Genomic DNA, 26348 nt, shown 5'->3' with positions numbered 1-26348 from the left:
CGCGGTCAGTCCTGGGCCACCCGCCACAGGGGATTGACCGGTCCATGGCCCGCGCCCAGCGGGTAGGACCACCGAACTGCTTCGCTCACCCAGCTTTTCGCGAACCGTGCAGCATCGGGAACCGAGAACCCATGGGCCAGAGCGCTCGCCAGTGCTGCGGCCAAGGTGTCGCCGGCGCCGTGATCGTGCGGGGTGTCGAACCGCTGGTGATCGAGTTCGAACAGATCAGTTCCGTCGTAGAGCAGGTCGGTGCTGCGGGGACTGTCGCGACGGTGCCCGCCCTTGACGATGGCCCACTGGGCGCCGAGGTCCACCAGGGCCTTGGCCGCGTCGCGTTGGGTGGCGTCGTCGACCACCGTGATCCCGGTGATCAGTGCCACCTCGTCGAGGTTGGGGGTGACCACGGTGGCGATCGGGATCAGCCGCTCCCGCATGGCGGTCATCGCCTCCACTGCGAGCAGCCGATCCCCATGCATCGACGCGCACACCGGGTCGATGACGAACGGGATGGCCCGCCCGCGGCCCAACCCGATGTCGGCGGCCACCTCGACGATGGCGTCGATGATCTCCCCGGTCGCCAACATCCCCGTCTTGGCCGCTCCGAAACCGATGTCAGTGGCCACCGTGCGGATCTGATCGGCCACGATCTGCGGCGGGATGGTGTGCACCGCCTGCACCCCGAGTGAGTTCTGCACCGTCACCGCGGTAACCGCCAGACAGCCGTGCACCCCCAACAACGCCATGGTTCGCAGGTCGGTCGACATCCCGGCCCCGCCGCCGGAATCGGTACCTGCGATGGTCATGGCACGGACCGGGGTCTCACCGAGGGGTGCGGTGGGCAGCAGTTGCATGTGGTTCAACCTACGACCGATCGCCCGCCGGTTCGATGGGCAGGTAAACCTGCTTGCCTGCGGCGACGAACTCGGCTGACTTCTCGGCCATCTCGCGGGCCAGCATGGCGTCGATGTCGGCCTGGGTCTGCAGGTTGTTCGCTTCGGCGTACTCGCGGACATCGGCGGAGATCCGCATCGAGCAGAACTTCGGTCCACACATCGAGCAGAAGTGGGCGGTCTTGGCCGGTTCGGCCGGCATCGTCTCGTCGTGATACTCCACCGCGGTGTCCGGGTCGAGGGAGAGATTGAACTGGTCGTTCCACCGGAACTCGAAGCGTGCCTTGCTCAACGCGTCGTCGCGGCGCTGTGCGTGCGGGTGCCCCTTGGCCAGGTCGGCGGCGTGGGCGGCGATCTTGTAGGCGATCACCCCCACCTTCACGTCATCGCGATTCGGTAGTCCCAGATGCTCTTTCGGGGTGACGTAGCAGAGCATGGCGGTACCGGCCTGGGCGATGATGGCCGCCCCGATCGCCGAGGTGATGTGGTCATAGGCGGGCGCGATGTCGGTGGCCAGCGGACCCAGGGTGTAGAACGGTGCCTCCTCGCACAGCTCCTCCTCCAGGCGCACGTTCTCGACGATCTTGTGCATCGGCACGTGACCCGGACCCTCGATCATCACCTGCACGCCATGGGATTTCGCGATCGTGGTCAGCTCGCCGAGGGTGCGTAGTTCGGCGAACTGGGCTTCGTCGTTGGCGTCGGCGATCGAGCCGGGCCGCAGGCCGTCGCCGAGGGAGAAGGTGATGTCGTAGCGGGCGAAGATCTCACACAGTTCCTCGAAGTGCGTGTACAGGAACGACTCCTGGTGATGGGCCAGACACCAGGCGGCCATGATCGATCCGCCGCGCGAGACGATGCCGGTGACCCGCTTGGCGGTCAGCGGGATGTAGCGCAGCAGCACCCCCGCGTGCACGGTCATGTAGTCCACACCCTGCTCAGCCTGCTCGATCACGGTGTCGCGGTAGGCCTCCCAGGTCAGCTTGGTCGCATCGCCCTTCACCTTCTCCAGTGCCTGATAGATGGGCACCGTGCCCACCGGCACCGGGGAGTTGCGCATGATCCACTCGCGAGTGAGGTGGATGTCGTCGCCGGTCGAGAGGTCCATGATCGTGTCGGCGCCCCAGCGGGTGGCCCACACCATCTTCTCCACCTCGTCGGCCACCGACGAGGTGACAGCTGAATTACCGATGTTGGCATTGACTTTCACCGAGAACGCCTTACCGATGATCATCGGTTCGGACTCAGGGTGATTGTGATTGGCGGGGATCACCGCGCGACCGCGAGCCACCTCCGAGCGCACCAACTCCACGTCGACACCCTCGCGAGCGGCGATGAAGCGCATCTCCGGTGTCACCAGACCTGCTCGGGCCCAGGCCAACTGAGTACTCGCACCGTCCACCGCATCGGGGTGGGTCCATCCCGCCCGGGTGCGTGGCAAACCGGCCTGCTGATCGATCACCGGCGTGTGCTCGGTGTAGGGGCCCGAGGTGTCGTACAGGTCGAGGTGTTCGCCATTGCTCAGGTTCACCCGACGCATCGGCACAGCCATCCCGTCGACATCGAGGTACCGCTTCTCGCTCCCTCGGATGGGCCCGGTCGTGACCTCGGCGCCCGCGCCGGTGGTGTGTGCGGCGCCCGCGCCGGTGGTGTGTGCGGCGCCCGCGCCGGTGGTGTGTGCGGCGCCCGCGCCGGTGGTGTGTGCGGCGCCCGCGCCGGTGGTGACAGAGGCAGAATCGTTCATCAGATCAACTCCCTACGCCGGCATTACCCGGTCAGGTTCAGTCGGTCGACGGGCCGCCTGCCGTCATCTCAGCCCTCGGATCGTGAGAGCCCCCGCGCAGTGTTCGGTTGTCGGTGGCCTGCGCCACCGTGCCCGACGGTACCCGGTGTGGCAGGTGCCGCGAGGCCTGGGACAGGCAGTGACCTGTTCGTGACCCGTCCCAGCGCAGGACACCCCTTGGTCACAACGTGCTGAACTTCTCGCCGTAACCGCACCTATGCCACGGAAATCGGCTTTACTATGTGATGCGCCTCACATATCGAGGCGGTGAAGAAAGTTCGGGAGAGAAGGGAGTTCGTCATGTTGCGCAAGAAGAAGCCGCCACCGCAGTCGGCGCAGACGATCCTGCACCAGATCTCCGAGGTGGTGCACAACCCGGCTCGGGATCGCTTCGAGCTGTACGTCGCCGGCGATCTGGTGGGCGTGTTGGGCTACTCGGTAGAAGAAGTCCGAGGTCAACGCATTCTCACGATCCTGCACACGGTGCTCTACGACGAGTACACCGGTCACGGGCTGGCCACGCGGCTCACCCGTGGCGCCCTGCAGTACGTGAGCGACACAGGCGCAAAGGTGCGTCCCATCTGCACGTTCACTCGTCGCTACCTCGACACCCACCCCGGGTACGCGCCGCTGCTGGCGGCCTGACCCGCAAGCAGGAGTGCTCTGGTCCGGGTCGGCTCGACGCGGCGCCCCCGGACCACCACTGCACCATCCAGCGGGCGGCGATCACGGGTCCACCAGGTCGACGATGACCGGTGCGTGATCGCTGGCGCCTTTGCCCTTGCGTTCCTGGCGGTCGATCTCGGCCGCGTTCACCCGTGCCGCGAGCGCCGGGGAGCACAGCGCGAAGTCGATGCGCAGTCCTTCCCGGCGGGCAAATCGCAACTGGGTGTAGTCCCAATACGTGTAGACGCCCGGTCCCGGAGCGTGCGGGCGAACCACGTCGGCGTATCCGGTGTCGATCATGGCGGCGAACGCGGCCCGCTCACGTTGCGAGGTGTGAGTCTTGTCGATGAACAACTGCGGGTCCCACACGTCCTCGTCGGTGGGCGCGATGTTCCAGTCACCGGCCAGCGCGATCTGGGCCTGCGGCTCGGCGGTCAGCCACGCCGCCCCGGCACTGCGCAACGCGGTCAGCCACGCGAGCTTGTACTCGTAGTGCGGATCGGTGAGCGACCGGCCGTTGGGCACGTACAGACTCCACACGCGTACGCCGCCGCAGGTGGCGCCGATCGCGCGGGCCTCGACCTTCGGCTCATCGTCGGGGTTCTTGGCGAAGCCGGGTTGGCCCGGAAAGCCGATCTCGACGTCCTCCAGACCTACCCGGGAGGCGATGGCCACACCGTTCCACTGGTCGTAACCGACGAACGCCAGCTCGTAACCGGCTGCAGCGAAGGGCATCTCGGGGAACTTGTCGTCGGCGCACTTGGTCTCCTGAATGGCCACCACGTCCACCTCGCAGCGGTGCAACCAGTCGACCACCCGCTCGGCCCTGGCCCGGATCGAGTTGACGTTCCACGTTGCGATGCGCACTCCTGCGACCCTACGGGCGCGAGCGGTGGACACCGCAGCGCGGCCGCCTTAGCGTCGTCGCCACGCGAGAACACTGTTTCGGCGGGAGGACCTCACATGGCGCCACGCGCACCGAGTCACGTCGAACGCGCGCTCGGATGACCGTCTACCGGCAGTCGTTGGGTGGCCACACCTTCGAGTTCTCCGGGCTGGTCGATCTGATGGCGCGCGCCACCCCCGCCCGCAGCGGAGACGAGTTGGCCGGATGCGCGGCCCACAACGACACCGAGCGGGCCGCGGCGCGGTGGGCGTTGGCGGAGGTACCCCTGACCACGTTCCTCACCGACCTGGTGGTGCCGTACGACACCGACGAGGTGACCCGGCTGATCATCGACGGCCACGATGCAGCGGCGTTCGCGCCCATCGCGCATCTGACCGTGGGAGGGCTACGCGATTGGTTGCTGGCCACCGTCGCCGAGCCCGACGCTGGCACCGTGCTGGCATCGGTGGCCCGGGGTCTCACCCCGGAGATGGTTGCCGCGGTGAGCAAGGTGATGCGCAACCAAGACCTCATCGCAGTCGCTGCCGCCACCCGCGTGACCACCGCGTTTCGCACCACCATCGGGCTGCCGGGCACCCTGTGCACCCGGCTGCAACCCAACCACCCCACCGACGACCCGCTGGGTATCGCCGCCGCCACCCTCGACGGACTGCTGTTGGGCTGCGGCGATGCGGTGATCGGGGTGAACCCGGCGACCGATTCTCCGCAGGCCACCTCCGACCTGCTACACCTGCTCGACGACATTCGCCTGCGCTACGACATCCCGGTGCAGTCATGCGTGCTGTCACACATCACCACCACCATCGGGCTCATCGAGGCCGGTGCCCCCGTCGACCTGGTGTTCCAGTCGGTGGCAGGCACCGAGGGCGCCAACCGCGGGTTCGGGGTGGACTTGGCGCTGCTGCGCGAAGGTCGTGACGCGGGGCGCTCGCTGCAGCGGGGGACCGTCGGTGACAACGTCATGTATCTGGAGACCGGGCAGGGTTCGGCGCTGTCGGCCGATGCCCACATCGGTACCGGTGGGCGTCCGGTGGATCAACAGACGTTGGAGGCGCGCGCGTATGCCGTTGCCCGCGAACTGGATCCGCTGTTGATCAACACTGTGGTCGGGTTCATCGGGCCGGAATACCTCTACGACGGCAAGCAGATCATCCGGGCCGGTCTGGAAGATCACTTCTGCGGCACCCTGCTGGGCCTGCCGATGGGTGTCGACGTCTGCTACACCAATCATGCCGACGCCGACCAAGACGACATGGACACCCTGCTGACGTTGCTGTGTGCGGCCGGGGTGTCGTTTGTGATCACCGTGCCCGGCGCCGACGATGTGATGCTGGGCTACCAGAGCTTGTCGTTCCACGATGCGCTGTACGCCCGGCGGGTGTCGGGACTGACGCCGGCGCCGGAGTTCGCGGCGTGGCTGGCCCGGGTCGGCATGCTCGATGACACCGGGCGCATCCTTGCGATGGCCCCGGAGGCGTCGCCGCTGCGAGCCCTCACCGACCGGATGACACCGTGAGCGACATGTGGGAGTTGTTGCGTCGCAACACCACCGCGCGTATCGGGTTGGGGCGCGCCGGTGACTCGCTGCCCACCAGCCGGGTGTTGGAGTTCGCCGCCGCCCACGCTGCGGCTCGCGACGCGGTGCATCAGCACCTCGACGTCGCAACGTTTCTCGACGGTCTGCGCGGGGTGGGGCTCGGTGAACCGGTGGTGGTGCGCAGCCAGGCTGCCGATCGCGGCGAATACCTGCGCCGCCCCGATCTGGGTCGGGTGCCCGCCGACCTCGCACTCGAGCCGGTGGATGCCGACATCGGGATCGTGCTGGCCGACGGGTTGTCGCCCACCGCGGTGTCCCGGCACGGGGTAGGCGTGGTGTCCGCGTTGAAAGAGGTTCTGGCACTAACGTTTTCCATCGCCCCGCCGGTGGTGGCGATCGGTGCCCGGGTGGCGCTCGGGGATCACGTCGGCGCTGCGCAACGTGTGCAGACCGTCGTGGTCGTCATCGGTGAACGGCCGGGACTGTCGGTGGCTGACAGCGTCGGGATCTACTTGACGCATCGGCCGCGGCCGGGCCGGGCCGATTCCGAACGCAATTGCGTCTCCAACATCCACGCCGCCGGGCAGTCCTACGCGGGGGCGGCGCGGGTGGTGGCGTCGTTGGTGGCCGGAGCTCGCGTCTTGGGTCGCAGCGGGGTGGATCTGAAAGACACCAGCAGGGCGCTCACCGACTGAGACCGGCGAGCGTTACCGTGGTCGCCATGACGAGCATCGCGATGCGTGTGGTCCGGTTCGGCCTCCGACTCAAAGGCGACAAGCGAACGGCACGTTCGGCGGAGGCAGTGTTCGCACACGCCGCCAAGGTGCAGGCGAAGGGGCCGGCCCAGCCGCCGAGCTCGCTCTACAAAGACGCCTACATCAGTTCCACCGAGGTCGACGGCGTGGCCTACTGGACGGTGGCCCCGCGCGCCAATGTGGCGGCGCGAGCCAAAGCCTCGATCTTCTATATCCACGGCAGCGGATACACCGCCCCCATGGTCAGCTTCCACTGGCAGCTGGTGCGCGACCTGTTGCGTCGCACGGGCGCGGTGATCCACGTGCCGCAGTACCCGATGGCACCCGATCACACCATCGACGATGTGCTGCCCACCCTGGTCGAGCTGTATCTGCGTCAGGACGAAAACCTGCCGCGGTTGCTGATGGGCGACTCGGCCGGCGGGGCGTTGGCACTGGCCGTCGCCCAGCAACTCGCCGAACGTCAACTGCCTCAACCGAAGCGGCTGATCCTCATCGCCCCCTGGCTGGATGCGAGCCTCACCAACCCGAAGGTGGCCGAGGTGGACAAGCGTGACCCGATGCTGGGGTCGGTGGGGCTCAAGGCAGCCGCACAGGCGTGGTCGGGGTCGCGGTCGATCGACGACCCGCTGGTCTCGCCGCTGCACGCCGACTATGCGCAGCTGGCGCCGGTCGACATCGTGGTGGGTACCGCCGATCTGTTGCATCCCGACGCCGAGGTGTTGGCGGAGACGGCGAAGGCGAAGGGCTGGCCGGTGACGGTGCACACCTACGACGGCGGCTTCCACGTGTTTCCCGCGCTGCCATGGTTGCCCGAGTCGAAGGAGGCGCTGAGCCTGATGGCCGACCTGATCAAGCGAACGCCGGCCTGAGCGTCATCCGGCTGGCACGTCAGCGACGAATTTCCGCCCACTCGACGGGGATTGCCGCCCACTCGACGGGGATTACCGCCCACTCGACGGGGTTCTCCGCCCACTCGACGGGGTTTTCCGCCCACTCGACGGGTGGGGCCGGGGTCAGAGCGTGTGGTAACCGTAGGTGTGATGCCGGGTGAAACCGAGGCGCCGATAGAGGCGGATCGCGTCGGTGTTGGCCAACTCCACCTGCAGGTATGCACTTTCGGCACCCTGGCCACGACCCCAGGCCAGCAGCCGGTCGGTGACCGCGGAGCCGATACCGGTGCCGCGCCGGGACGCGGCCGTCCACAACGCCGTGATGCCCAACCGTGACACCCCGTCGCCGTCTGCGGTCACCGCGGCCCGACCGCATGCGATCAGCTCACCGTCGGCCTCGACGCTCGCGAAACCGACCACCCCGTCGCGCACCGCGCACAGCACCGACCGCCACCCGTCGACGTCGATGGCGCAATCGCGGCTGCCCGCATAGGTTCTCACCCACGCATCCGATGGCTGATCTGCCAGCGTGATCGGGAGACCGACCCCAGCGCCGGGGATGGGGTCGAGTGAGCGCACCATCACCGCTGTCGGCATCTCCAGGGTGGTGGGGTCGATGTGCGCGGCCGGGATCACCCGCTCGACCACGGTGATCATCGCCGGGAGTCGGCGTTCGCGGTACCAGGCGCCGATAGCGGCAACCGAAGCGGCGTTCAGCGTGGCGTGGCGATCAACGGGCACAGCGGAATTGGCGCGACGGGAGTGCCCGAGCCCGGCCCGCAACAGCCACCCGTCTGCGGTGTGCTGTTCCAGCCCCGGCCACGCCCGCCCGGCCGCCCACTCCAGCGATCGGATGGCGCTGATGCGAACCGGGGTGTCGGAGAGGACCCGCATCGACACGACCAGTTCGCCTGGTATCGAGAGTGTTTCGCCGTCCCGGCGCACGGTCACCACGGTGTCGTCGTGGTGCTCGAGCACCCCGGTCACGTCGCTCATGGTGGCCGTGGGATCGCGCCGCCAGTCCGCGGGTGCCCCGTTCCCTTTGCGAAACCGGACCACCACCCGATCGCCGGGTGCCGCTGGTGCGGTCACTCAGTCGTCGTCTTCGTCGTCGTGGCCGAACGGATCGGGTCCCTCGCCGGGGACCCAGCTCAGACCGGGTGTGCCCCAACCGTTGCGCTTGATGGCCTTCTTGGCCGCTCGGGCGTTGCGACCCACCAACACGTCGACGTAGAGGAATCCGTCGAGATGCCCGGTCTCGTGCTGCAGCATGCGGGCGAAGAAACCTGAACCCTCCAGTGCCACCGGCGCTCCGGTGCGATCGACGCCAGTCACCCGAGCCCAGTCGGCGCGTCCGGTGGGAAACTGCTCGCCCGGAACCGACAGGCATCCTTCGTCGTTGTCGTCGGGATCGGGCATGGTCTCGGGGATCTCGGAGGTCTGCAGGACCGGGTTGATCACCTCGCCGCGCATCCGCGCAGAGGCGCGCGACTCGCCGGAGGGGCAGTCGTAGACGAACATCCGCTTGCTCACGCCCACCTGGTTGGCCGCAAGTCCCACGCCATGAGCGGCATCCATGGTGTCGTACATGTCGTCGAGCAGCGCCACGTCATCGGTCGACGGACGGCCGTCGGAGTCGAGTTCGACCGGGGCAGTGGGGTTGTGCAGCACCGGGTCCCCGACGATGCGGATCGGAAGAATCGCCATGGCGCACAGATTACTCGGCATGGCCAACCCGAAATCGGCGCCGACCCGTGGTTAGATGATCCACGAAACACACGCATGTAAGTAGCCACGTGCCTCGCGCAGAACACCGGCGAGAAACGTGGCCACGAGCGGGTGTGTAGTTGTAAGTCACCTCAAGGGAGCGAGATGGACGGCGCAACCGCGCGAAGCCGTAAGGGGTCGGGGCCCTCAGGCGACCCGACCGACGGCTCGGACGCCCACAGCACCGACAGTCACGAGACGATCATCCACCCATCCACTGACATCGATCCGAACACGGTGGGTTCGGACGGGTTGACCCGTCGCGAGCACGACATCCTCGCCTTCGAACGGCAGTGGTGGAAATATGCGGGCGCCAAAGAAGAGGCCATCAAGGAGCTGTTCGGGCTCTCGGCCACCCGGTACTACCAGGTGCTCAACGCGCTCGTCGACCGTCCCGAGTCGCTGGCGGCCGACCCGATGCTGGTGAAACGCCTGCGGCGGCTACGCGCCAGCCGACAGAAGGCTCGTGCTGCGCGCCGCCTCGGATTCGATATCACCTGATCGCGTCCGTAAGGTTGCGGCCGTGACGACCGAACGCACATCCAGTCGGCTACCGCTGCGAGCAGGGGCGATGGTGCTCCTGTCGATAGCTGTGGTGTTCATCGGACTGGGCTGGCACTCCGCGGTCACCACCACCCGCAGCCCCGAGGCCGACCTCGCCGCCGCCGCCAAGAGCTCCAGCGCGACCGCCTCATCCACCCCGGTACCCGCCGGCGCCGGGGCGAATCAGCCCGTGACCACCGCCGAGGCCTCGCCCACCACCACCACCACCTCCGGCACCAAGCCGCTGGTGTGTGTGTTCAACGCCGGGTCGGTGAAGGGTCTGGCCACCGAGGTGAACTCCACGCTCAAGGCCAAGGGCTGGCGAGTGGCACCACCGGGAAACCTCACCTCGTCGAGCATCACCGAGAACACCGTGTTCTACACCCCCACGCAGAAGGCGGCGGCCACCGAGCTCGCCGCCGACCTGGGCGAGGCCAGTCTCGACGCGCGGCCGGCCTCGTTCACGCGCTGTCCCACCGGGATCGCGGTCGTCGTCGTCACCCGCTGATCGGGCGGGCGGGTCCGTCGGTGACACCGGCCTGCGGGCACCCCGATATGATCTCGACGAAGGCGCAACCTCCATCGGATGTGTCCGATGGATGCATGACTGCCACACCACACCGGCCGCGTCACCTGGCGCCGGTCGGCCACACCCAAGGGAGACCTCAGCGATGACCAACCTGTCGACCCCCAGCCCCGAGCGTCGTCGCACCGTACGCCGCGCTGCAGCCGCCGTCGCCTCGCTGGTGGTCGCGGGGACGGTGTTGGCTGCGTGCAGCAACGGTGAGGAGCCCAGCTCGGCGAAGGGCACCACCCCGCCGGTGATCAGCGGTCAGCAGGCCCCCGAAGGGTTGGGTATCGGTGAGGGCGGCGCCTCAGCGACGGGCGAATCCGGTTCCGGGGAGAGCGCCGGGGGTGAGAGCGCCAAGGCAACGTTGATCACCGCGACCGGCGCGCAGGCCGGCACCGCCGAGTTCAGCACCACGGGCAGCGGCGTGAAGGTGGACGTGAAGGTGACCGCGGGCGTGACCCCCGGATTCCACGGTCTGCACATCCACGCGGTGGGCACCTGCGAGAACAACTCGGTTGCCCCCACCGGCGGCGCGCCGGGCGCGTTCCTGTCCGCCGGTGGACACCTGCAGGTGGGCGGCCGCACTGGTCATCCGGCCAGCGGTGACCTGATCTCGATGTTCGTCGCCGAGGACGGCAAGGGCGAAACCGTCACCGTCACCGACTCTTTCAAGGTTTCCGACATCGAGGGCAAGTCGATCCTGATCCACTCGGGCCCCGACAACTTCGGCAACATCCCCACCCGATACCAGGTGGACGGCAAGCCGGGACCGGACGAGGAGACCCTCAAGACCGGCGACGCCGGCACGCGGGTGGCCTGCGGAGTGATCGAGAAGGAGTGACCCCGTCGATCGGGTTCGACGGATCACCCACCCCCTCCCTGGGGGTCGAGTGGGAGTTCGCCCTGGTCGACAAGACCACCGGTGCGCTGCGCAACTGCGCCGCAGAACTGTTCGAGCGCGTGGTGGCGCGCGAGGATCCCGACCTCACTCGTCGGGTGCATCGAGAGTTGTTGCGCAACACCGTCGAAGTGGTGACCGGTGTCTGCACGACGGTGGGTGAAGCGGTCGACGACCTGCGCCACACGTTGGCCGTCGTCCGGCCGATGGCCGAGGCGATCGGTGTCGATCTCTACGGCGCGGCCACCCATCCCTACGGTGAGTGGTCCACCGCGCAGCTCACCGAGGGACCCCGGTACGCCGAGCTGATCGAACGCACACAGTGGTGGGGCCGGCAGATGTTGATCTGGGGTGTGCATGTGCACGTGGGGATCAGCAAGCGCGACAAGGTGTTACCCGTGATGAACGCGCTACTGGCCTACTACCCGCACCTGCTGGCACTGTCGGCGTCGTCACCGATGTGGGGCGGCCAGGACACTGGGTACGCCAGCAACCGCGCCATGATGTTTCAGCAGCTTCCCACGGCCGGCCTACCGTTCCAGTTCTCGCAGTGGGCGGACTTCGAGGGGTTCGTCGCCGACCAGAAGATGACCGGCATCATCGACCACATGAACGAGATCCGGTGGGACATCCGGCCGTCGCCGCATCTGGGCACCATCGAGGTGCGGGTGTGTGACGGGGTGTCCACCGTTGCCGAGTTGCAGGCGCTGGTGGCGCTGATCCACTGTCTGGTGGTCGATCTCGACGACCATTTCACCGCGGGCACTCTGCCGCGGGAGCTGGCGCCGTGGCTGGTGCAGGAGAACAAGTGGCGCGCAGCGCGTTACGGACTCGACGCGGTGATCATCACCGACGCCGACTGTGCCGAGCGCCTGGTCACCGACGACCTCGCCGACCTGCTGGACCGGTTGGCACCGGTGGCGCGCCGACTGGCCTGCGTGGACGAACTCGCCTCGGTGGCCCGCATCGTCGAGGGTCGTGCCTCCTACCAGCGACAACGTGAGGTGTTCAGCCGCACCGGCGACATGCGGGATGTGGTGTCGGCCGTGGTCGCCGAACTCGACTGCTGAGCCGGGCCCAAGACGCCGTCAGGTCACGGCGCGGCTCGGGTTCGGTTCAGCGCCGTGCGTCGGCCTTCTCCTGCAGCTCCAGCGCCAACAGCGCGATGTGGGCGCGCGAGATGCCTTCGGGCAGTGTGAGATCGATCCCGGTGGTCTGCGCGATGCGGCGCAGTCGGTAGTCGACCGTGTTGGGGTGGATGTGCATCCGGCGACCGGTGCTCTTGCGGTTCAACCCGGTCTCCAGATGCACCCGCAGAGTCTCCAGCAGCTCAGGGTGACCCGCGAGCGGATCGAGGGTGGAGGCGAGGTGGTCGCGCGCCGGGCCGGGACGAGTGATCTGGTACTCGATCAGCAGGTCCTGCATCCGGTACAGCCCAGCCGGGCGACGGATGGCGCGAACCAGTTCCATCAACTCGTGGGTCTCGTCGGCCAGCGCCGGGATGTCGGCGGTGGCCCCGGTGGCATGGGTGGCCAGGATCGGCGCCTCGGCTTGGGTCGACAGCTCGGCGAGGAGTTCGTCGGTGAGCACCGGACGGATGTCGTCGGACGGGATGAGCACGGTGCCGCCACTGTCGCTGAGCAGAGTCAGTGCCTGACCGTCGAACAGCGTCGCGATACCCGACTGCAGCCGACGCAGCTTGCGGCGTGCGGCGATCTTGGTGTTGACCCGGTTGTCGAGCTCGTCGGGATGCGGGGCCACGGCGAGGGTGACCACCTGGTACCGCGGGGCCACCGGGATGCCGGTCTGGCGCGCGACGACCGAGGCGGTGTGCCCGGAGAGCAACGCCGAGATCAGCGTTTGCGACGCCGACTGGTGTTGGCTGGCCACCAGCCGCTGCTCGTCGACGTAGGCAGTCGACACCGCGACGGTGAAGGTGTCCAGCAGCTGCATGGTCAGCCGGAACGCGTGCAGAAGGTCCTCGAGGTCGGTTTCCTCGGCCTTGGAGGTGACCAGGTCGAAGCCGACCCGGATGCCCTCGTGATAGGTGTGGATGATCGTGTCCAGCGGCACGCCCTCGCGTGCCCACTGGGCGGCCGCCTCGCGCAGCTGCGCCAGTTGAGCGTCATCAGGCAAGCTCTGGCCGTCGAGGACCTTGATGGCCAGCCGCAGGCAGGTCTGAGTCACTGCGGTCACGTCGCCGTGCAGCTGTTCACCGGGCAGGGTGCCGCAGGGGACCACGTTGTCGGCGAAGTGTCCGACCATCTGGCGGGCCAGCGCCGAGATGTCGGCCAGGGTGCGCGAGGCCGGTCGACCCGCAACGCGGATCGGGGAGTCGGTGCTCGCCGGCGTCACGGTGCGTACCTCCACCGCTGACGACGGTGGTGCGTCGGCCGACGGTGTGGCCGTCGCGATGGCCCGTTCGATGTTCGGCATCAAAGGTGTTGCTCCCCGATCTTGTGTCCCCGCCCCCCGGCGGAGAGTGCCGGCACCCGGCGAGGGTCCTCACCCCCCGGTGAGGCTTCCAGCGTGGTGAACGATAACCCAAGGTACGGCGCCCTGGGAACTGTGCAGGTGCACGGTCTGCCGGCGATCGGTTCGCGCGGTCGCCAATCAGGTCAGGTCATCGGGGTCGAGCAGGCGGATGGGTGTGTCCCGGGCGCGTTGTTCGTGGTAAGCGAGCCGACCGATGCGGTGGGCCACGACCGGCGCGGTGGCCAGGGCGAACAGTCCGGCGAGCACCAACATCCCGAAGTCGACGCTTCCGGTCAGCCGGATCATGGCCGCGACGAGGATGAGCAGCAGTCCGAACGTCTGCGGTTTGGTGGTGGCGTGCATCCGGGTCATGGTGTCGGGAAACCGCAACACACCGATCGCGGCCGTCAGCGCCAGCGTCGAACCGGTGAGCATCAGCACCGCCACCACGATGTCGGTGATCACGCGCCACGCTCGGGGGCCGGACCGTCGGATTGCTCGGCGGTCATCTCGTCGGTCACGCGGGGGGCGGCCTCGTGGGGTAGCCGGTCGTCAGGCACCCGGAAGCGAGCCACCGCCACCGGGCCCAGGAATCCCAGCAGGGTCAACGCGACCACGGCCGGCACCACGGTGGAGTCGAGGCTGTAGGCGGCCCAACCCGACAGGCCGCAGATGGCCACGGCGACCAGGGTGTCCAACGCGACCAGCCGATCGAGGGTGTTGGGTCCGATCAGCACGCGCACCATCGTGACCAACGACGCTGCCGCCAGCAGCACCCCCGAGATCGCCCACACCACGTTCATCGGGTCGTCCTCTCTCTCGTTCGGTCCGGTTCTGTGGCCGGCGCCCGATGCACCCGGGCCGGGGGCGCCACATCGTCGTCGATGCCGTGATACGGACTCCGATGCCACTCGCTGTCCCGCTCGAACGCCCGAATGAACATTCGTTCCACCCGGGCCATCTCGGCGTAAAACGCCTTCACCTTCTTCTCGGTACCCACGTCGATCACGTGGACGTAGAGCAGCCGACGACGATGGTCGATCTCCACCACCATCGTCCCGGGCACCAGGTTGATGTAGTCGACCACCAGGGTGAGGACCATGTCGGACTTGATGGCCAGCCGGGTACGCAGCACCGCGCTCAACGGCGGACGTCCCGGCCGCACCGCCAGATATGCCACCTGGGCACTGGAGATCACGAAGTCGCGGATCAAGGTGAGCAGCAGGACGGCCACCGTGGCGGGGTGGACACGGCCCTCCACCGGCACCCGCGGCAACGGCAGCAGGTAGACCACCCCCAGCCCCACCGCGATGCCACCGAGGATGTTGGCCCAGGAGATGGTGCCCCACAACAACACCCAGACGAACGTCAGCCATCCCAACACCCACAGCCGCACCGCAATCTCGCGACTGTCCGAGCCCAGCCAGGCCAGTGGCCGGTAGCGGGTGCGGACCCACACGATCGAACGCGTCAGGTTCCAAGCCATCGTGATGAAGCCGACGCGCCAGACGTGTTGCAGCCAGCCACGAATCGGGCCCTTGGTCGGTGCTGGGCCGATGTCGTCGAAATCGGGATCGGCACTCATCGGTTCGCTCCCAGGACGGCGGTCAGATAGTTGTTGCGGTCGGTCAGCGTCGCCGCCGCGGTCTCGGTGAGCGAGAAGATGGGTCCGGCCCACAGCGTCAACGCCAGACCTGCGGCGACCAGCGCGGCCGTGGGCACCACCATCGCCACCGGCATCCGGCCCACGTCCACGCGGTTGTCGAAGGACACGTCGCCCTCCTCGACCACCAGTGCCGACGGTCGCGCATCGGCCAGATCACCCTCGGGTGCATCCGCCCGGGGGCGCCAGAACGCCTTGGTCCACACCCGTGCCATCACGTAGAGGGTCAGCAGGCTGGTCACCACCGACCCGCCGATCAACACCCAGGCCAGTACGCTCCCGTCGCGGGTACCGGCCTCGATCAACGCCACCTTGCCGATGAAACCCGAGAACGGTGGGATACCACCAAGATTGAGCGCCGGGATGAGGAACAGCGCCGCCAGCACCGGGCTGGCCACCAGGCCACCCAGGCGTCGTAGCGAGGCCGACCCGGCCTGCCGCTCGATCAGCCCGACCACCAGGAACAGCGTGGTCTGCACCAGGATGTGGTGGGCCACATAGTAGATCGCGCCGGCCAACCCGAACCGTGACGACAGCGCGATGCCGAAGATCATGTAACCGATGTGGCTGACCAGGGTGAACGACAGCAATCGCTTGATGTCGGACTGGGCGATGGCACCGCCGATGCCGACCACCATCGTCAACAGCCCGGCCACCAGCAACACGGTGTCCATCGAGCCGCCCGGGAACAACAGCGTGTGGGCCCGGATGATCGCGTACACACCGACTTTCGTCAGCAGCCCGGCGAACACCGCGGTCACCGGGGCCGGCGCGGTGGGGTAGGAGTCGGGCAGCCAGGTGGACAAGGGGAACACCGCCGCCTTGATGCCGAAGGCCACCAGCAGCAACGCGAACAGCGCGGCCTGGGTGCCCGAGGGCACATCAGCCAACCGCACCGCCATCTGCGCCATGTTCAACGTGCCGGTGGCGGCGTAGACACAACCCATGCCCAGCAGGAAGATCAGCGACGACACGATGGAGACCATCACGTAGGACACCCCGGCGCGCACCCGGTCGGCGCTGGCGCCCAGGGTCAGCAGCACGAAGCTGGCGGCCAGCAGCACCTCGAAGGACACGTACAGGTTGAACAGGTCACCGGCGACGAACGCGTTGCACACGCCGGCACACAGGGCCAGGTAGGTGGGTAAGAAGATCGACACCGGCTGTTCGCTGGTGCCATCGCGGATACCCTGGCCCACCGCGTAGAGCACCACGCACAGCAGGACCACCGTCGACACCACCAGCATCAGCGCCGAGAGCTGATCGACCACCAGCGTGATGCCCAACGGACCTGCTGCATAACCGTTTTCGTCCCAGCCGCCGACGTGCAGCGCATACGTACCGTGTCGATCGGTGAGGTAGAGCAGCAGACACGACGCCACGAACGCTGACCCGATGGCCGCGACGGTGATAGGTCGCTGGACTGATGGCTTGCGACCGAAGAGCATCGTCAGCGCCGCCCCGCCGAGCGGAGCCAGCATCGGGATCACGATGAGAACGGGGAACCAGCCCGTGCCGATGGTCATCGGCCGGCCCCGACAGGTTCGTCTGGGTCTGGGTCGTCCGGATCTGGGTCGTCGATGAAATCGTCGGAGTCGTCGTGGTCGGACACCTCGGGCATCCGGTCGGCTTCGATCAGGGTGCGGCGCCGTTGCTGGGCTTCGGCAAGTGTCAACGGATTCCCGTCGTCGTCGAACAGGTCGCCGAACGGAGTGTCGTCGCCGGTGGTGGGGTCGTCGCTGCGGTCGCGGTCGGGTGCGGTGGCGATCGAGCGGGTGGACAGGGCCCGGTCCTCGTCGTCGTCGTCCACGTCGTCGTCGGTGTTGATGACGAACAGCCGGTAGGCCATCGACAGCACGAACGCCGCCATCCCCATCGCGATGACCACGGCGGTGAGCACCATCGCCTGGGCCAGCGGATCTGCGGTGGTGGTGCGGTCGGCGGCGGTACGGCCGGAGATGGGTGGATTTCCCGACTTGCCGCTGACCACGACGATCGTCAGGTTGATCGCGTTGCCCACCAACAGCATGCCCAGCAGCATCCGGATCAGGCTGCGTTCGAGCAGCATGTAGACACCGCACGCGGCCACCGCGCCCGCCACGATCAGCAACCCGAGGTTGGGGCTCATCGACCCACCTCCGTCGGGTGTGCGGCCGGTTGCGCTCCTGGCATCTCCTCGGCGTCGAGCCGGGCGCCGAGGCTGCGCAGCACGTCGAGCACCAGGCCCACCACGATGAGGTAGACGCCGAGATCGAAGAACAGAGCGGTCACCAACTTGATGTCGCCCAGGACCGGTAGGTGCACGCTGAGCACGGCCGAGGACAACGCCGGTGCCCCCAGGAACAGTGACACGACCGCGGTCCCCACCGACAGCGCCAGACCCGCACCCAACACCTTGCCTGCGTCCACCGGCAGGGCTTCGCCCAACTCGTATCGCCCGCCGGCCAGGTACCGCAACACCAGCGCCATACCCATCGTCAGGCCGCCGGCGAATCCGCCGCCGGGGGCGTTGTGTCCGGCGAAGAAGAAGTAGATCGACAGCACCACCATGGTGGGGAAGATGAGTCGGGTGGTGGCCTCCAAGACCATCGACCGATGCCGCGGGTCACGTAGTTCGCTGCCCCGCAGCCAGGTGGTGCGTGCGGTGGGCATGGGCTCGTCGTCGGTGTCGGGGGCCACGTCGGCAACCCTGGGCGCGGTACCGAATCGCTTGTGCCGGAATATCATCGATGCCACTCCGGTGGCCGCCACCAACAGCACCGAGATCTCGCCGAGGGTGTCCCAGGCGCGGATGTCGACCAGGATTACGTTGACGGTGTTGGCGCCGTTGCCGATCTCTTTCGCCGCGGCGGGCAGGTCGACCGCGACGCCGACGGTCGAACGGGCAGCCGCGGCGAACAGCCCGATGATCACCAGCATCACGCCGAAACCGATGCCGATCAGTGCGCGTATCCCACGATGGCCGGTGCTGTGTCCTGGTCCCACCTCGGCCGGCAGCCGCCGTAACACCAGCACGAACACCACCAGCGACAGTGTCTCGACGAGGAACTGGGTCAAGGCCAGGTCGGGTGCGCCGTACAGGGCGAAGATGACACCGCAGCCGTAGCCGGTCACCCCGACCACCACCGTGGCGGCCAACCGGTTGCGCAACACCGGCGCGGTGAGCGCGGCGGCCACCATGCAGATCCCGATGGTCACCTGCGAGAAGGACTCGAAACCGTTGATCCGCAACGTGTCCCGCGATCCCACCAGCAGTGCCACCGAGGGGAACAGCACCGCGGTGCTGAGCACCAGACCCTGGGTGATGGGCAGCGAACCGGTCTGGGTGGTTCGGGTCACCAGCAGCGACATGGTGTCGGCGCCGCGCAGCACGGCATCGTAGATGCGGTCGGCGTTGCCCAATGCCGGTGCGATGAAGCCCAGGCGACGACGCCGGTTGCGCAGGAACGCGAACAGTGACACGCCACCGACGATCACCAGGGCGGTGAGCCCGAGCGCCGGGGTGAACCCGTGCCACAACGAGAGGTGTTCGAGTTCGCGCCCGTGCGCGGGCAGCGTCTGGGCGTAGGGCTCGACGAGATGGCCGAAGGGTCCGGCGAGTGCGGCGGCCAGCACGCCCAGCACCGCGGGAATGGCGGCGGGCAGACAGAACAGCAGCGACGGCGCCTGCATCCGGGCCACCGCCGAGCTGGGCTCGGTGCGTACCTTGCGTCCGAATGCACCCCACAGGAACCGCACGGTGTAGGCGACCGTCAGCGTGGACCCCACCACCACCCCGGCAACCACTGCCGCGCGTGGCGCGGGGTCGAGGGCGCCGGTGTCGAGCAGCGCAGCCAACGCGCCTTCTTTGCCGACAAACCCCAGGGTGATGGGCAATCCGGCCATGCTGGCTCCGGCCACCACCGCGATGGTGGCCAAGCCGGGGGCCGTGACACCGAGGCGGGCCAGGCGGCGGATGTCGCGCGTGCCGGTGGAGGAGTCGATGATGCCGACCACCATGAACAGTGCCGCCTTGAACAGCGCGTGCGCCACCAGCATGGTGATGCCGGCCAGCGCCAGGTTGGCGTCTCCCACCCCCACGAGCAGCATCAACAGGCCCAGCTGCGACACGGTGCCGAATGCGAGGATCAGTTTGAGGTCCAGTTCGCGCAGCGACCGCCAGCCCCCCAGCACCATGGTCGCCACCCCCAGGGCGACCAGGGTGAAGCGCCATTCGGTCAGCCCGGCATACCCCGGCGCCAACCGCGCCACCAGGAAGATGCCTGCCTTCACCATGGCCGCAGCGTGCAGATACGCGCTGACCGGGGTGGGAGCGGCCATCGCGCCGGGCAGCCAGAAGTGGAACGGGACGATGGCCGATTTGCTCAGCGCACCGATGAGGATGAGCACGATGGCCACGCTGACCGCGCTCGACTGTGGGGGATCGGCGATCACGTCGGAGAGTCGGTAGGTGCCCGCGCGTTCGCCGACGATGACGATGCCGACCAGCATCGCCAGCCCACCTGCGGTGGTGACCAGCAGGGCCTGGGTGGCGGCGCGACGAGAGGTGGCGCGCACCGCGTAGAACCCGACCAGCAGGAACGACAGCACCGAGGTGGCTTCCCAGAAGACGTAGAGCACGATCATGTTGTCGCTGACCACCAGCCCGAACATGGCCGCGGTGAACGCCACCATCTCCCCGGCGAACCCCGCCACCCGGCGACGCACGATGTTCGACCGCCCCTCGGCGGGAACGAAATACTCGGCGCAGTAGCAGAGCACCAGCGCGCCCACCCCCAACACCAGCACCGACATCACCGCCGCGAGGGTGTCCATCCGCAGATCGATGTCCATGCCCAGGGCAGGCACCCAGGAGACGCGCTGGGTGTGCGCGGAATCGCCGGCAGGCCAGTCGGCGATCACCGCGACGGTGCACCCGGCCGGGGCCAACGCCAGCAGGTAGAAGCCGCGCGGTCCGACGGCGGTGACGATCGCCGGCGCGGCGGCCGCGGCGATGGTCAGCACGATCAGGATGGCGAACACTTCAGCACTCCGTCGTCGGATGGGCGGGGTGGCGGTGGGGCGCGCGGAGCATCAGACGCGTTCAGCGTCGGAAAACGTTGCGAAACGGGCGTGCGCTGATAGTAGCGGCCGATCGGGGTACGGTTCGCGGCGGGGAATCCGCAGACGCCGCCGGGCGTCACCCACATCGCTGAGAGGAACGACGACGACCATGGCTGTGCACCCGGGACCCACGACCCACGGCGAGCGCCATCGCACCGCAACGGTGATGGCAGTGGTTGTGGTCGCGTTGTGCGCGATGGGGCTGCTCGCAGGTTGCGGTTCGGACTCGTCGTCGTCGTCGGCGTCCCCGTCGTCCAGCGGGGTCGGGGTGCCGCTGCCCAAGGATTTCCCGGCCGAGCGTGTCCCGGTGCTACGCGGCACCGTGCTCTCGGCCGGCGGCACCGCAGCCGAGGGCTGGAATCTGACCGTGCAGGCGACGGCCACCGTTGCCGCGGCACTCGATTCGGCCGTCAAGACGCTGACCGACGCCGGCTACACCCAGCAGCAGAAGACCGCCGTCGGCGGTGATCAGGTGGTGATCCTGATGGGTAAAAAGGAAGGCAAGACCTACACGGTGCAGGTGGGCAGTGTGCCCGGTGCCGCAGGCGGCCCCAACTCGGTGTTCTACCAGGTCGCTGTCAACTGACAGATGCCACGTTGCGGGGCTGCGGGCCCCTAGCGGCTCGATCGCCCGGGGCGTCGAAGTCCCAGTCGCGCTTCGGATTTACGCGGACGTTTGCGCACCCCCGCGCGCATCGCCCGGCGTTCGGCCCGGCGCTGCCGCGGTGGGGTGTCCCAGGCGTCGGGCCGTGCGGCCACCCAGCGCTGGGCTCGCCACGCGAACGGGATGTGGATCAGGTAGGCCACGATCAACGCGATCATCAGCACGTACGGATAGGTGACCAGTAGTGCTGCGCACACCGCGACGACGATCAGCAGCCCCGCCACCAGGCGCGGCGGGATGGCGAAGGTCTTCAGCGACGCAGTCGGGATGCGACTGACCGCCAGCGCCGCCGACACCAGCAGCCACACTCCCACCGTCCACACCGACGTCCACCAACCCATACCGAACTGTTGCTCGGCGGCCACCGGTAGCATCGCGATCAGTGCGGCCGCAGGCGCGGGCACCCCCACGAAATAGTCGCGGGTGTAGCTCGGGGCGGTGTCGTCGTCGAGCAGCGTGTTGAAACGCGCGAGCCGTAACACGATGGCGCACACGAAGATCAGGGCCAGCACCCAGCCGAGGTCCTCGCCGCGGAGCAGCAGCAGGTAGATCGTCAACGCCGGTGACACCCCGAAGTTGATGGCGTCGGCCAGCGAGTCGAGTTCGGCTCCGATGCGCGTGGTGGCACCCAGCAGCCGGGCCACGCGGCCGTCGATGCCGTCGAGCAGGGCGGCCGCGGCGATCATCGCCACCGACAGGTCCACCCGTCCGTCGAGAGCGAACTTCGCCGCCGAGAGTCCTGCGCAGATCGCCAGGATGGTCAACGCCGAGGGCAGCAGTAGCCGGATTCCGGCTATGTCGGTGACGCGGGGCCGACTGTCGGCCACCGACTGTCGGATGGATCGGCGCCGCCTGGGGGTACCGGCCTCCCCGGCGCGTCGGCGTCGGCGTCGCGCGGTTCGGGCCGGCGCGGTGGCGGGGTCGATCACGGCAGGGTGGCCAGGATGGTCTCGGCGCCCACCGCGCGCTGACCGACCGCCACCGCCGGGATGCTGCCGGCGGGCAGATAGATGTCGACCCGTGAGCCGAAGCGGATCAGACCGTAGGTCTCACCGACGGTGAGCGTGTCGCCGACCGCGGCGTCGCACACGATGCGTCGCGCGATGAGGCCGGCGATCTGCACGACGCCCACCTGCTGGTCGTTCGTGGTGCGCAGCCGCATGCTGGTGCGCTCGTTACGGCTGCTGGCCTCGGGGAGGTCGGCGGAGAGGAAGGCGCCGGGAGTGTGGACCACCGACTCGACGTGACCGGTCACCGGCGCCCGCTGCACGTGGACGTCGAACACCGACAGGAAGGTGGAGACGCGCGGCAGCGGTGCGTCGCCGAGACCGAGATCGGTCGGCGGTACTGCGGTGTCGACCAGGGCTATCTCACCGTCGGCGGCCGCGACCACCACGCCGGTGGCCACCGGGGGTACACGCGTGGGGTGCCGGAAGAAGGTGGCCGAGGCGGCGGCCACCAGCAGCGCCGGGGTGCGGATCCAGCGCCGACGTCCGGCCACGAGGGCCACCACCGCCGGTCCGGCCACGAACGGGATGCCGGCCGGGTGGATGGGCGGCACCGTGTGTTTGATCAGGTCGACCAGGTGCGCGAGACCGCTGGCCTCGGTCACCACCCCGTCCTCGCCGGTACTGGGCCGTCTCGCCACGTGATCTGCCTCTCCACCCCGTCCGCGCGGCGCGGTCGCCGCAGCGCCCAGGATAGTGGGTTCAGGGTTGGTCGAGCACGATGACCTCGACCTCGTCGCCTGCGGCAAGGTCGACGACGTCGGCCGGGATGTCGATCAAGGCGTTCGACGAGGCCAGATACCGCAGGTGATGCGAGGACGGCGGTCCGATGGGCACCACGGTGGCGGTGTGGTTGTCGGGGTCGCTGTGCTGGCCGGGGCGGCCCGGGTTCGCGGGGCCGGCGCGAAGGACCCCACGGCGGAACTGCCGAGTGCCTGCGGGCGAGTGCAGTGCGTCGGTGAGTGTCGCGAGGGTGCGCCGACGCCGCGCCGGCAGACCCATCGTCGCGCGCAGCGGGCCGCGCACGAAGACCTCGAACGACACCTGCGCGCTCACCGGGTTACCCGGCAGCGTGACGATGGGCAGCGATGTTCCCGACACGGTGGTGTAGTGGCCGCTTCCCTGCGGTTTGCCCGGCTGCATGGCCACCTTCACGAAGTCCACGCCGTGTCCGGTCAGGGCGTCCTTGACCACCTCGTAGGCGCCGGCACTCACCCCGCCGGAGGTGATGATCAGGTCGACGGGGGTGCTCGCGGCGTGGCCGTCGATGATCGCGTCCAGTCGCGTACGGAACTGCTCGACGTCGTCGGGCACGAAATGCACCAGGCTGGCCATCGCGCCGGCCGACTGCAGCGCCGCGCACAGCATGGCGCCGTTGGATTCGTGGATCTGCCCGTGCGCCAACGGTTGTCCCGGGGCCACCAGTTCGGAGCCGGTGGAGAGCACCACCGCGTGCAGCGGCGCGATCACCTCCACCTGTGCGTGACCGAGAGCGGCCAGCAGTCCGATGGCCGGTGGGGTCACCACGGTGCCTGCGGGCAGAGCCGGCTCGCCGACCTCGATGTCTGATCCGGCCCGGCGCACACTGGCCCCGGCCGGAACCGATTCCCTGATCGTCACGGTGTCGGTGCCCGCGTCGGTGGCCTCCACCGGGACCACCGCGTCGGCGCCAAGGGGCAGCGGCGCGCCGGTCATGATGCGGTGCGCGGTGCCGGGCAGCAGGGTCAGCACATCGGTGCGGCCCGCCGGGATGTCTTGGGCCACAGGCAGTCTCACCGACGTGGCCGCGGTTGCCTGCACCACGTCGACCGATCGCACCGCGTAGCCATCCATGGCCGAGTTGTCGAAACCCGGAAGCGCAACGGCAGCAATGACATCGATGGCCAGGGCGCGACCCAGCGCATCAGCGATCGGGACCGTTATCACTCGCGGCGGACCGAACAATGCTGCGACGGTGGCGATGTGGTCGTCGACCGACCGAAAACCGGGACCGGCGTGGGTGTGTCGGTGGGCGCTCATCGGCCGAAATCGCTGAGGAACAACGCCTCGGCCAGTGCCGTACGTTCCAGCTCGGCCGGGTCGACGCTCTCGTCGGGGGCATGGATACGGCACCGCGGCTCCTCCACGCCCAGCAGCGCGATCTCGGCCTGCGGGTTGAGTTCTTGCAACACGGTGCACAGCGGGATGGAGCCGCCCTGCCCGGAGTGGACCACCTCGGTGCCGTAGGCCTGGTGCAGGGCGGCGGTCAGGCTGCGGTAGCCGGGGCCGGTGGTGTCGGCGAAGAACGGCGCGCCGGTGGCCTCGGGTTGGATGTCGACGTGCGCGCCCCACGGCACCGCGCGACGCAGGTGCGCCGCGAGCGCGTCGCGCGCGTTGGTCGGGTCCATCCCGGGCGGCACGCGCAGGTTCAACACCGCGCTGGCCTGTGGTGTCACGGCTGCGGCGGCCGAGTCGCTGCGCGGGGCGTCCAACGCGATCACGGTCACTGCCGGTCGGGCCCACACCATGTCGGCGGGGGTCCCTGACCCGATCACCTGTACTCCGTCGAGAACCGTTGCGTCCGAGGCAAACACGGCCGGATCATAGGGTGCGCCGGCCCAGGTCTGGTCGGTGTCGAGTCCGTCGACGGTGGTGTTGCCCGCCGCGTCGCGCAGCGTGGCCAGCGCCGCGATCAGGGCCGCCAACGCGTCGGGGGCGGCGCCGCCGAACTGCCCGGAGTGCACACCCGAGGCCAGGGTGGAGACGGTGATCTTCACATTTGCCACCCCGCGCAGGCTGGTGGTCAGGGTGGGGCGCCCGACGGCCACGTTGCCGGTGTCGCCGATGAGGATCATGTCGGCAGTGAAGAGTTCGGGACGCTCGCGGGTCAGGTCGTCTAGGCCCTGCCCGCCACTTTCCTCGGACCCCTCGATGACCACCCTTACGCCGCAACCGATCTCGGTGTCAGGTGACTCGAATCCGATGGCTCGCAGTGCCGTGAGGTGGGCCACCAGGTTGCCCTTGCAGTCGGCGGCGCCGCGCCCATACCAGCGGCCGTCACGTTCGGTGAGGGTGAACGGATCTGAGTGCCACTGGGTCTGCTCACCTGCGGGCTGAACGTCGTGGTGGCTGTAGAGCAGCACGGTGGGTGATCCGGGTGGGCCGGGGCGGTGGCCGATGACGGAGTGGCTGCCGTCGGAGGTGGTGATGGTCTGTGGCTGCAGGTGCAACTCGTGCAACCGGTCGGCCACCCAGTCGGCCGATGCACGGCTCGCCTCGGCGCGGGCAGGGTCCTCCTGCACCGAGGCGAAGGCCACCGCGGCGGTCAGGTCGGTGCGGGCGCGGTCCATCAGGGCGGTGACGCGGGCGGGGAGTGTCGTTGGAGCGGCCATGTCGCCAGCATGCCAGAGCTGGGCGAACCGACTAGATTCGGTGATTATGGTTTCGGGGTTGCTGCTGGACATCGACGGGGTGCTGGTCACCTCGTGGCGTCCCATCCCCGGTGCGGTGCAGGCTGTCGAGCAGTTGGCGCAACGGGCCATCCCGCGGATGTTCCTCACCAACACCACCTCCAAGTCGCGTACGCAGTTGGCCGAGGTGCTCACCGAGCTGGGGTTCGCGGTGGCGCCGGACGAGATCTTCTCGGCGGCCCGGCTCACGGCCGAGTACTTGCGCGCGCAACATCCCGGCGCGACGGTGTGGGTGCTCAACCGTGGCCCGGTCGTCGAGGACATGTCGGGGGTGGAGGTGGTCACCGATGCGCGGGTGACGCCTGACGTGGTGGTGCTCGGCGGGGCCGGGCCGGAGTTCTCCCATGACGCGTTGTCGCGGGTGTTCGAGCTGATGGTGGCCGGGGTGCCGGTGATCGCGATGCATCGGTCCATGACGTGGTCGACGACCGAGGGCATCCGCATCGACACCGGCGTGTACCTGGAGGGTCTGGAAAAGGCTGCGGGACGCACGATCCGGGCCATCGGCAAGCCGTCGCCGTGGGGGTTTCGGGCGGCGGTCGACATGCTGGGCCTCGATCCGACATCGGTGGTGATGGTCGGCGATGACCTGCACAGCGACGTGTTGGGTGCGCAGGCCTCGGCGTTGGTCGGAGTCTTGGTGCGTACCGGCAAGTTTCGCACCGAAACGTTGGCGGCGTTGGAATCCGACGAGTTCGCGCCCGTCCCCGATCACATCATCGACTCCATCGTCGACCTGCCTGCGTTGATGGATCGGTTGATGACCAGCGCATGATG

At 68.4% G+C, this 26348-nt stretch carries 26 protein-coding genes and 1 riboswitch; of the genes, 10 read left to right on the top strand and 16 right to left on the bottom strand.

The genetic code is table 11. The annotated features are described in order from the left end of the window. Positions 1-5: 5 nt before the first annotated feature. Positions 6-851 carry a bifunctional hydroxymethylpyrimidine kinase/phosphomethylpyrimidine kinase gene (gene thiD, locus KIK15_RS09690; protein WP_214244017.1) on the bottom strand — a complete coding sequence of 282 codons (846 nt, stop codon included), beginning with the start codon at positions 849-851 and terminating at the stop codon, positions 6-8. Between the two features lie 10 nt (positions 852-861). After that, positions 862-2634, bottom strand: a complete 1773-nt coding sequence (gene thiC, locus KIK15_RS09685; protein WP_214244016.1) for a phosphomethylpyrimidine synthase ThiC — start codon at positions 2632-2634, stop codon at positions 862-864. After that, a riboswitch (TPP riboswitch) is annotated at positions 2627-2740 on the bottom strand. (Overlaps the previous gene by 8 nt.) A 233-nt stretch (positions 2741-2973) precedes the next feature. Here thiC and KIK15_RS09680 point away from each other — a divergent pair. Beyond that, the gene (locus KIK15_RS09680) at positions 2974-3318 is read left to right on the top strand and encodes a GNAT family N-acetyltransferase (RefSeq protein WP_214244015.1); all 345 of its coding nucleotides are present in this window, start codon (positions 2974-2976) and stop codon (positions 3316-3318) included. Between the two features lie 81 nt (positions 3319-3399). Here the strand turns inward: KIK15_RS09680 and KIK15_RS09675 are convergent, their stop codons facing one another. Next, on the bottom strand, positions 3400-4206 hold the full coding sequence (locus KIK15_RS09675; RefSeq protein WP_214244014.1) for an exodeoxyribonuclease III: 807 nt from the start codon (positions 4204-4206) through the stop codon (positions 3400-3402). A 137-nt stretch (positions 4207-4343) separates the two neighbouring features. Here KIK15_RS09675 and KIK15_RS09670 point away from each other — a divergent pair, with 137 nt between their 5' ends. Genes KIK15_RS09670 through KIK15_RS09660 form a run of 3 tightly spaced genes read left to right on the top strand, consistent with a single transcriptional unit; the run spans position 4344 to position 7410 of the window. Further along, positions 4344-5762 carry an ethanolamine ammonia-lyase subunit EutB gene (locus KIK15_RS09670; RefSeq protein WP_214244013.1) on the top strand — a complete coding sequence of 473 codons (1419 nt, stop codon included), beginning with the start codon at positions 4344-4346 and terminating at the stop codon, positions 5760-5762. Positions 5763-5767: 5 nt separating this feature from the next. Beyond that, entirely contained in the window at positions 5768-6478 is a 711-nt protein-coding gene (eutC, locus tag KIK15_RS09665; RefSeq protein ID WP_250324488.1) for an ethanolamine ammonia-lyase subunit EutC, read from the top strand. A gap of 26 nt (positions 6479-6504) precedes the next feature. Beyond that, the gene (locus tag KIK15_RS09660) at positions 6505-7410 is read left to right on the top strand and encodes an alpha/beta hydrolase fold domain-containing protein (protein WP_214244011.1); all 906 of its coding nucleotides are present in this window, start codon (positions 6505-6507) and stop codon (positions 7408-7410) included. A 144-nt stretch (positions 7411-7554) separates the two neighbouring features. On the opposite strand, the gene KIK15_RS18745 is transcribed toward KIK15_RS09660, so the two are convergent. Beyond that, positions 7555-8523, bottom strand: coding sequence for a GNAT family N-acetyltransferase (locus KIK15_RS18745; protein WP_307851812.1), 969 nt, complete (start codon positions 8521-8523; stop codon positions 7555-7557). Further along, positions 8524-9138: a peptide deformylase gene (locus KIK15_RS09650; protein ID WP_214244010.1), complete on the bottom strand. Its 615-nt coding sequence runs from the start codon at positions 9136-9138 to the stop codon at positions 8524-8526. A gap of 165 nt (positions 9139-9303) precedes the next feature. Here KIK15_RS09650 and KIK15_RS09645 point away from each other — a divergent pair, with 165 nt between their 5' ends. The 4 genes from KIK15_RS09645 to KIK15_RS09630 all read left to right on the top strand — a co-directional run bounded on the left by KIK15_RS09645 (position 9304) and on the right by KIK15_RS09630 (position 12280). Next, a complete protein-coding gene (locus tag KIK15_RS09645; protein ID WP_214244009.1) occupies positions 9304-9699 on the top strand; it encodes a DUF3263 domain-containing protein in 396 nt (131 codons plus the stop codon). Between the two features lie 22 nt (positions 9700-9721). Then, positions 9722-10249: a LytR C-terminal domain-containing protein gene (locus KIK15_RS09640; protein ID WP_214244008.1), complete on the top strand. Its 528-nt coding sequence runs from the start codon at positions 9722-9724 to the stop codon at positions 10247-10249. Positions 10250-10412: 163 nt separating this feature from the next. Next, positions 10413-11153 carry a superoxide dismutase family protein gene (locus KIK15_RS09635; protein ID WP_214244007.1) on the top strand — a complete coding sequence of 247 codons (741 nt, stop codon included), beginning with the start codon at positions 10413-10415 and terminating at the stop codon, positions 11151-11153. After that, the gene (locus KIK15_RS09630) at positions 11150-12280 is read left to right on the top strand and encodes a glutamate--cysteine ligase (RefSeq protein WP_214244006.1); all 1131 of its coding nucleotides are present in this window, start codon (positions 11150-11152) and stop codon (positions 12278-12280) included. The genes KIK15_RS09635 and KIK15_RS09630 overlap by 4 nt, the downstream gene beginning before the upstream one ends. A gap of 46 nt (positions 12281-12326) precedes the next feature. Here the strand turns inward: KIK15_RS09630 and KIK15_RS09625 are convergent, their stop codons facing one another. From KIK15_RS09625 to KIK15_RS09595, 7 genes are all read right to left on the bottom strand, one after another. Continuing rightward, entirely contained in the window at positions 12327-13646 is a 1320-nt protein-coding gene (locus tag KIK15_RS09625; protein ID WP_214244005.1) for a CdaR family transcriptional regulator, read from the bottom strand. 177 nt (positions 13647-13823) lie between these two features. Beyond that, positions 13824-14150, bottom strand: a complete 327-nt coding sequence (mnhG, locus tag KIK15_RS09620) for a monovalent cation/H(+) antiporter subunit G (protein ID WP_214244004.1) — start codon at positions 14148-14150, stop codon at positions 13824-13826. Next, entirely contained in the window at positions 14147-14488 is a 342-nt protein-coding gene (locus KIK15_RS09615; protein ID WP_214244003.1) for a monovalent cation/H+ antiporter complex subunit F, read from the bottom strand. Before KIK15_RS09615 ends, mnhG begins: the two co-directional genes overlap by 4 nt. Then, positions 14485-15270, bottom strand: coding sequence for a Na+/H+ antiporter subunit E (locus tag KIK15_RS09610; RefSeq protein WP_214244002.1), 786 nt, complete (start codon positions 15268-15270; stop codon positions 14485-14487). Before KIK15_RS09610 ends, KIK15_RS09615 begins: the two co-directional genes overlap by 4 nt. Beyond that, on the bottom strand, positions 15267-16874 hold the full coding sequence (locus tag KIK15_RS09605; protein ID WP_214244001.1) for a Na+/H+ antiporter subunit D: 1608 nt from the start codon (positions 16872-16874) through the stop codon (positions 15267-15269). The genes KIK15_RS09610 and KIK15_RS09605 overlap by 4 nt, the downstream gene beginning before the upstream one ends. After that, positions 16871-17476 (bottom strand): Na(+)/H(+) antiporter subunit C, encoded by a 606-nt coding sequence (locus KIK15_RS09600; RefSeq protein WP_214244000.1) that lies wholly within the window; start codon positions 17474-17476, stop codon positions 16871-16873. The genes KIK15_RS09605 and KIK15_RS09600 overlap by 4 nt, the downstream gene beginning before the upstream one ends. Further along, positions 17473-20370, bottom strand: coding sequence for a Na+/H+ antiporter subunit A (locus tag KIK15_RS09595; protein WP_214243999.1), 2898 nt, complete (start codon positions 20368-20370; stop codon positions 17473-17475). Before KIK15_RS09595 ends, KIK15_RS09600 begins: the two co-directional genes overlap by 4 nt. 190 nt (positions 20371-20560) lie before the next feature. On the opposite strand from KIK15_RS09595, the gene KIK15_RS09590 reads away from it, so the two are divergent. After that, positions 20561-21037: a hypothetical protein gene (locus KIK15_RS09590; protein ID WP_250324427.1), complete on the top strand. Its 477-nt coding sequence runs from the start codon at positions 20561-20563 to the stop codon at positions 21035-21037. A 29-nt stretch (positions 21038-21066) separates the two neighbouring features. Here the strand turns inward: KIK15_RS09590 and KIK15_RS09585 are convergent, their stop codons facing one another. From KIK15_RS09585 to KIK15_RS09570, 4 genes are all read right to left on the bottom strand, one after another. Then, entirely contained in the window at positions 21067-22044 is a 978-nt protein-coding gene (locus KIK15_RS09585) for a phosphatidylcholine/phosphatidylserine synthase (protein ID WP_214243998.1), read from the bottom strand. Continuing rightward, positions 22041-22763, bottom strand: a complete 723-nt coding sequence (locus KIK15_RS09580; protein WP_214243997.1) for a phosphatidylserine decarboxylase — start codon at positions 22761-22763, stop codon at positions 22041-22043. The genes KIK15_RS09585 and KIK15_RS09580 overlap by 4 nt, the downstream gene beginning before the upstream one ends. Before the next feature lie 61 nt (positions 22764-22824). Beyond that, positions 22825-24141 carry a gephyrin-like molybdotransferase Glp gene (glp, locus tag KIK15_RS09575; RefSeq protein ID WP_214243996.1) on the bottom strand — a complete coding sequence of 439 codons (1317 nt, stop codon included), beginning with the start codon at positions 24139-24141 and terminating at the stop codon, positions 22825-22827. Beyond that, a complete protein-coding gene (locus KIK15_RS09570) occupies positions 24138-25493 on the bottom strand; it encodes a dipeptidase (protein WP_214243995.1) in 1356 nt (451 codons plus the stop codon). Before KIK15_RS09570 ends, glp begins: the two co-directional genes overlap by 4 nt. 46 nt (positions 25494-25539) lie before the next feature. On the opposite strand from KIK15_RS09570, the gene KIK15_RS09565 reads away from it, so the two are divergent. Continuing rightward, positions 25540-26346: an HAD-IIA family hydrolase gene (locus tag KIK15_RS09565; protein ID WP_214243994.1), complete on the top strand. Its 807-nt coding sequence runs from the start codon at positions 25540-25542 to the stop codon at positions 26344-26346. Positions 26347-26348 lie beyond the last annotated feature (2 nt).

It is taken from the genome of Williamsia sp. CHRR-6 (assembly GCF_018474015.1).
In the GTDB taxonomy this organism is placed as follows: Bacteria; Actinomycetota; Actinomycetes; order Mycobacteriales; family Mycobacteriaceae; genus Williamsia_A.
This window is presented reverse-complemented; position numbering and strand designations above follow the sequence as displayed.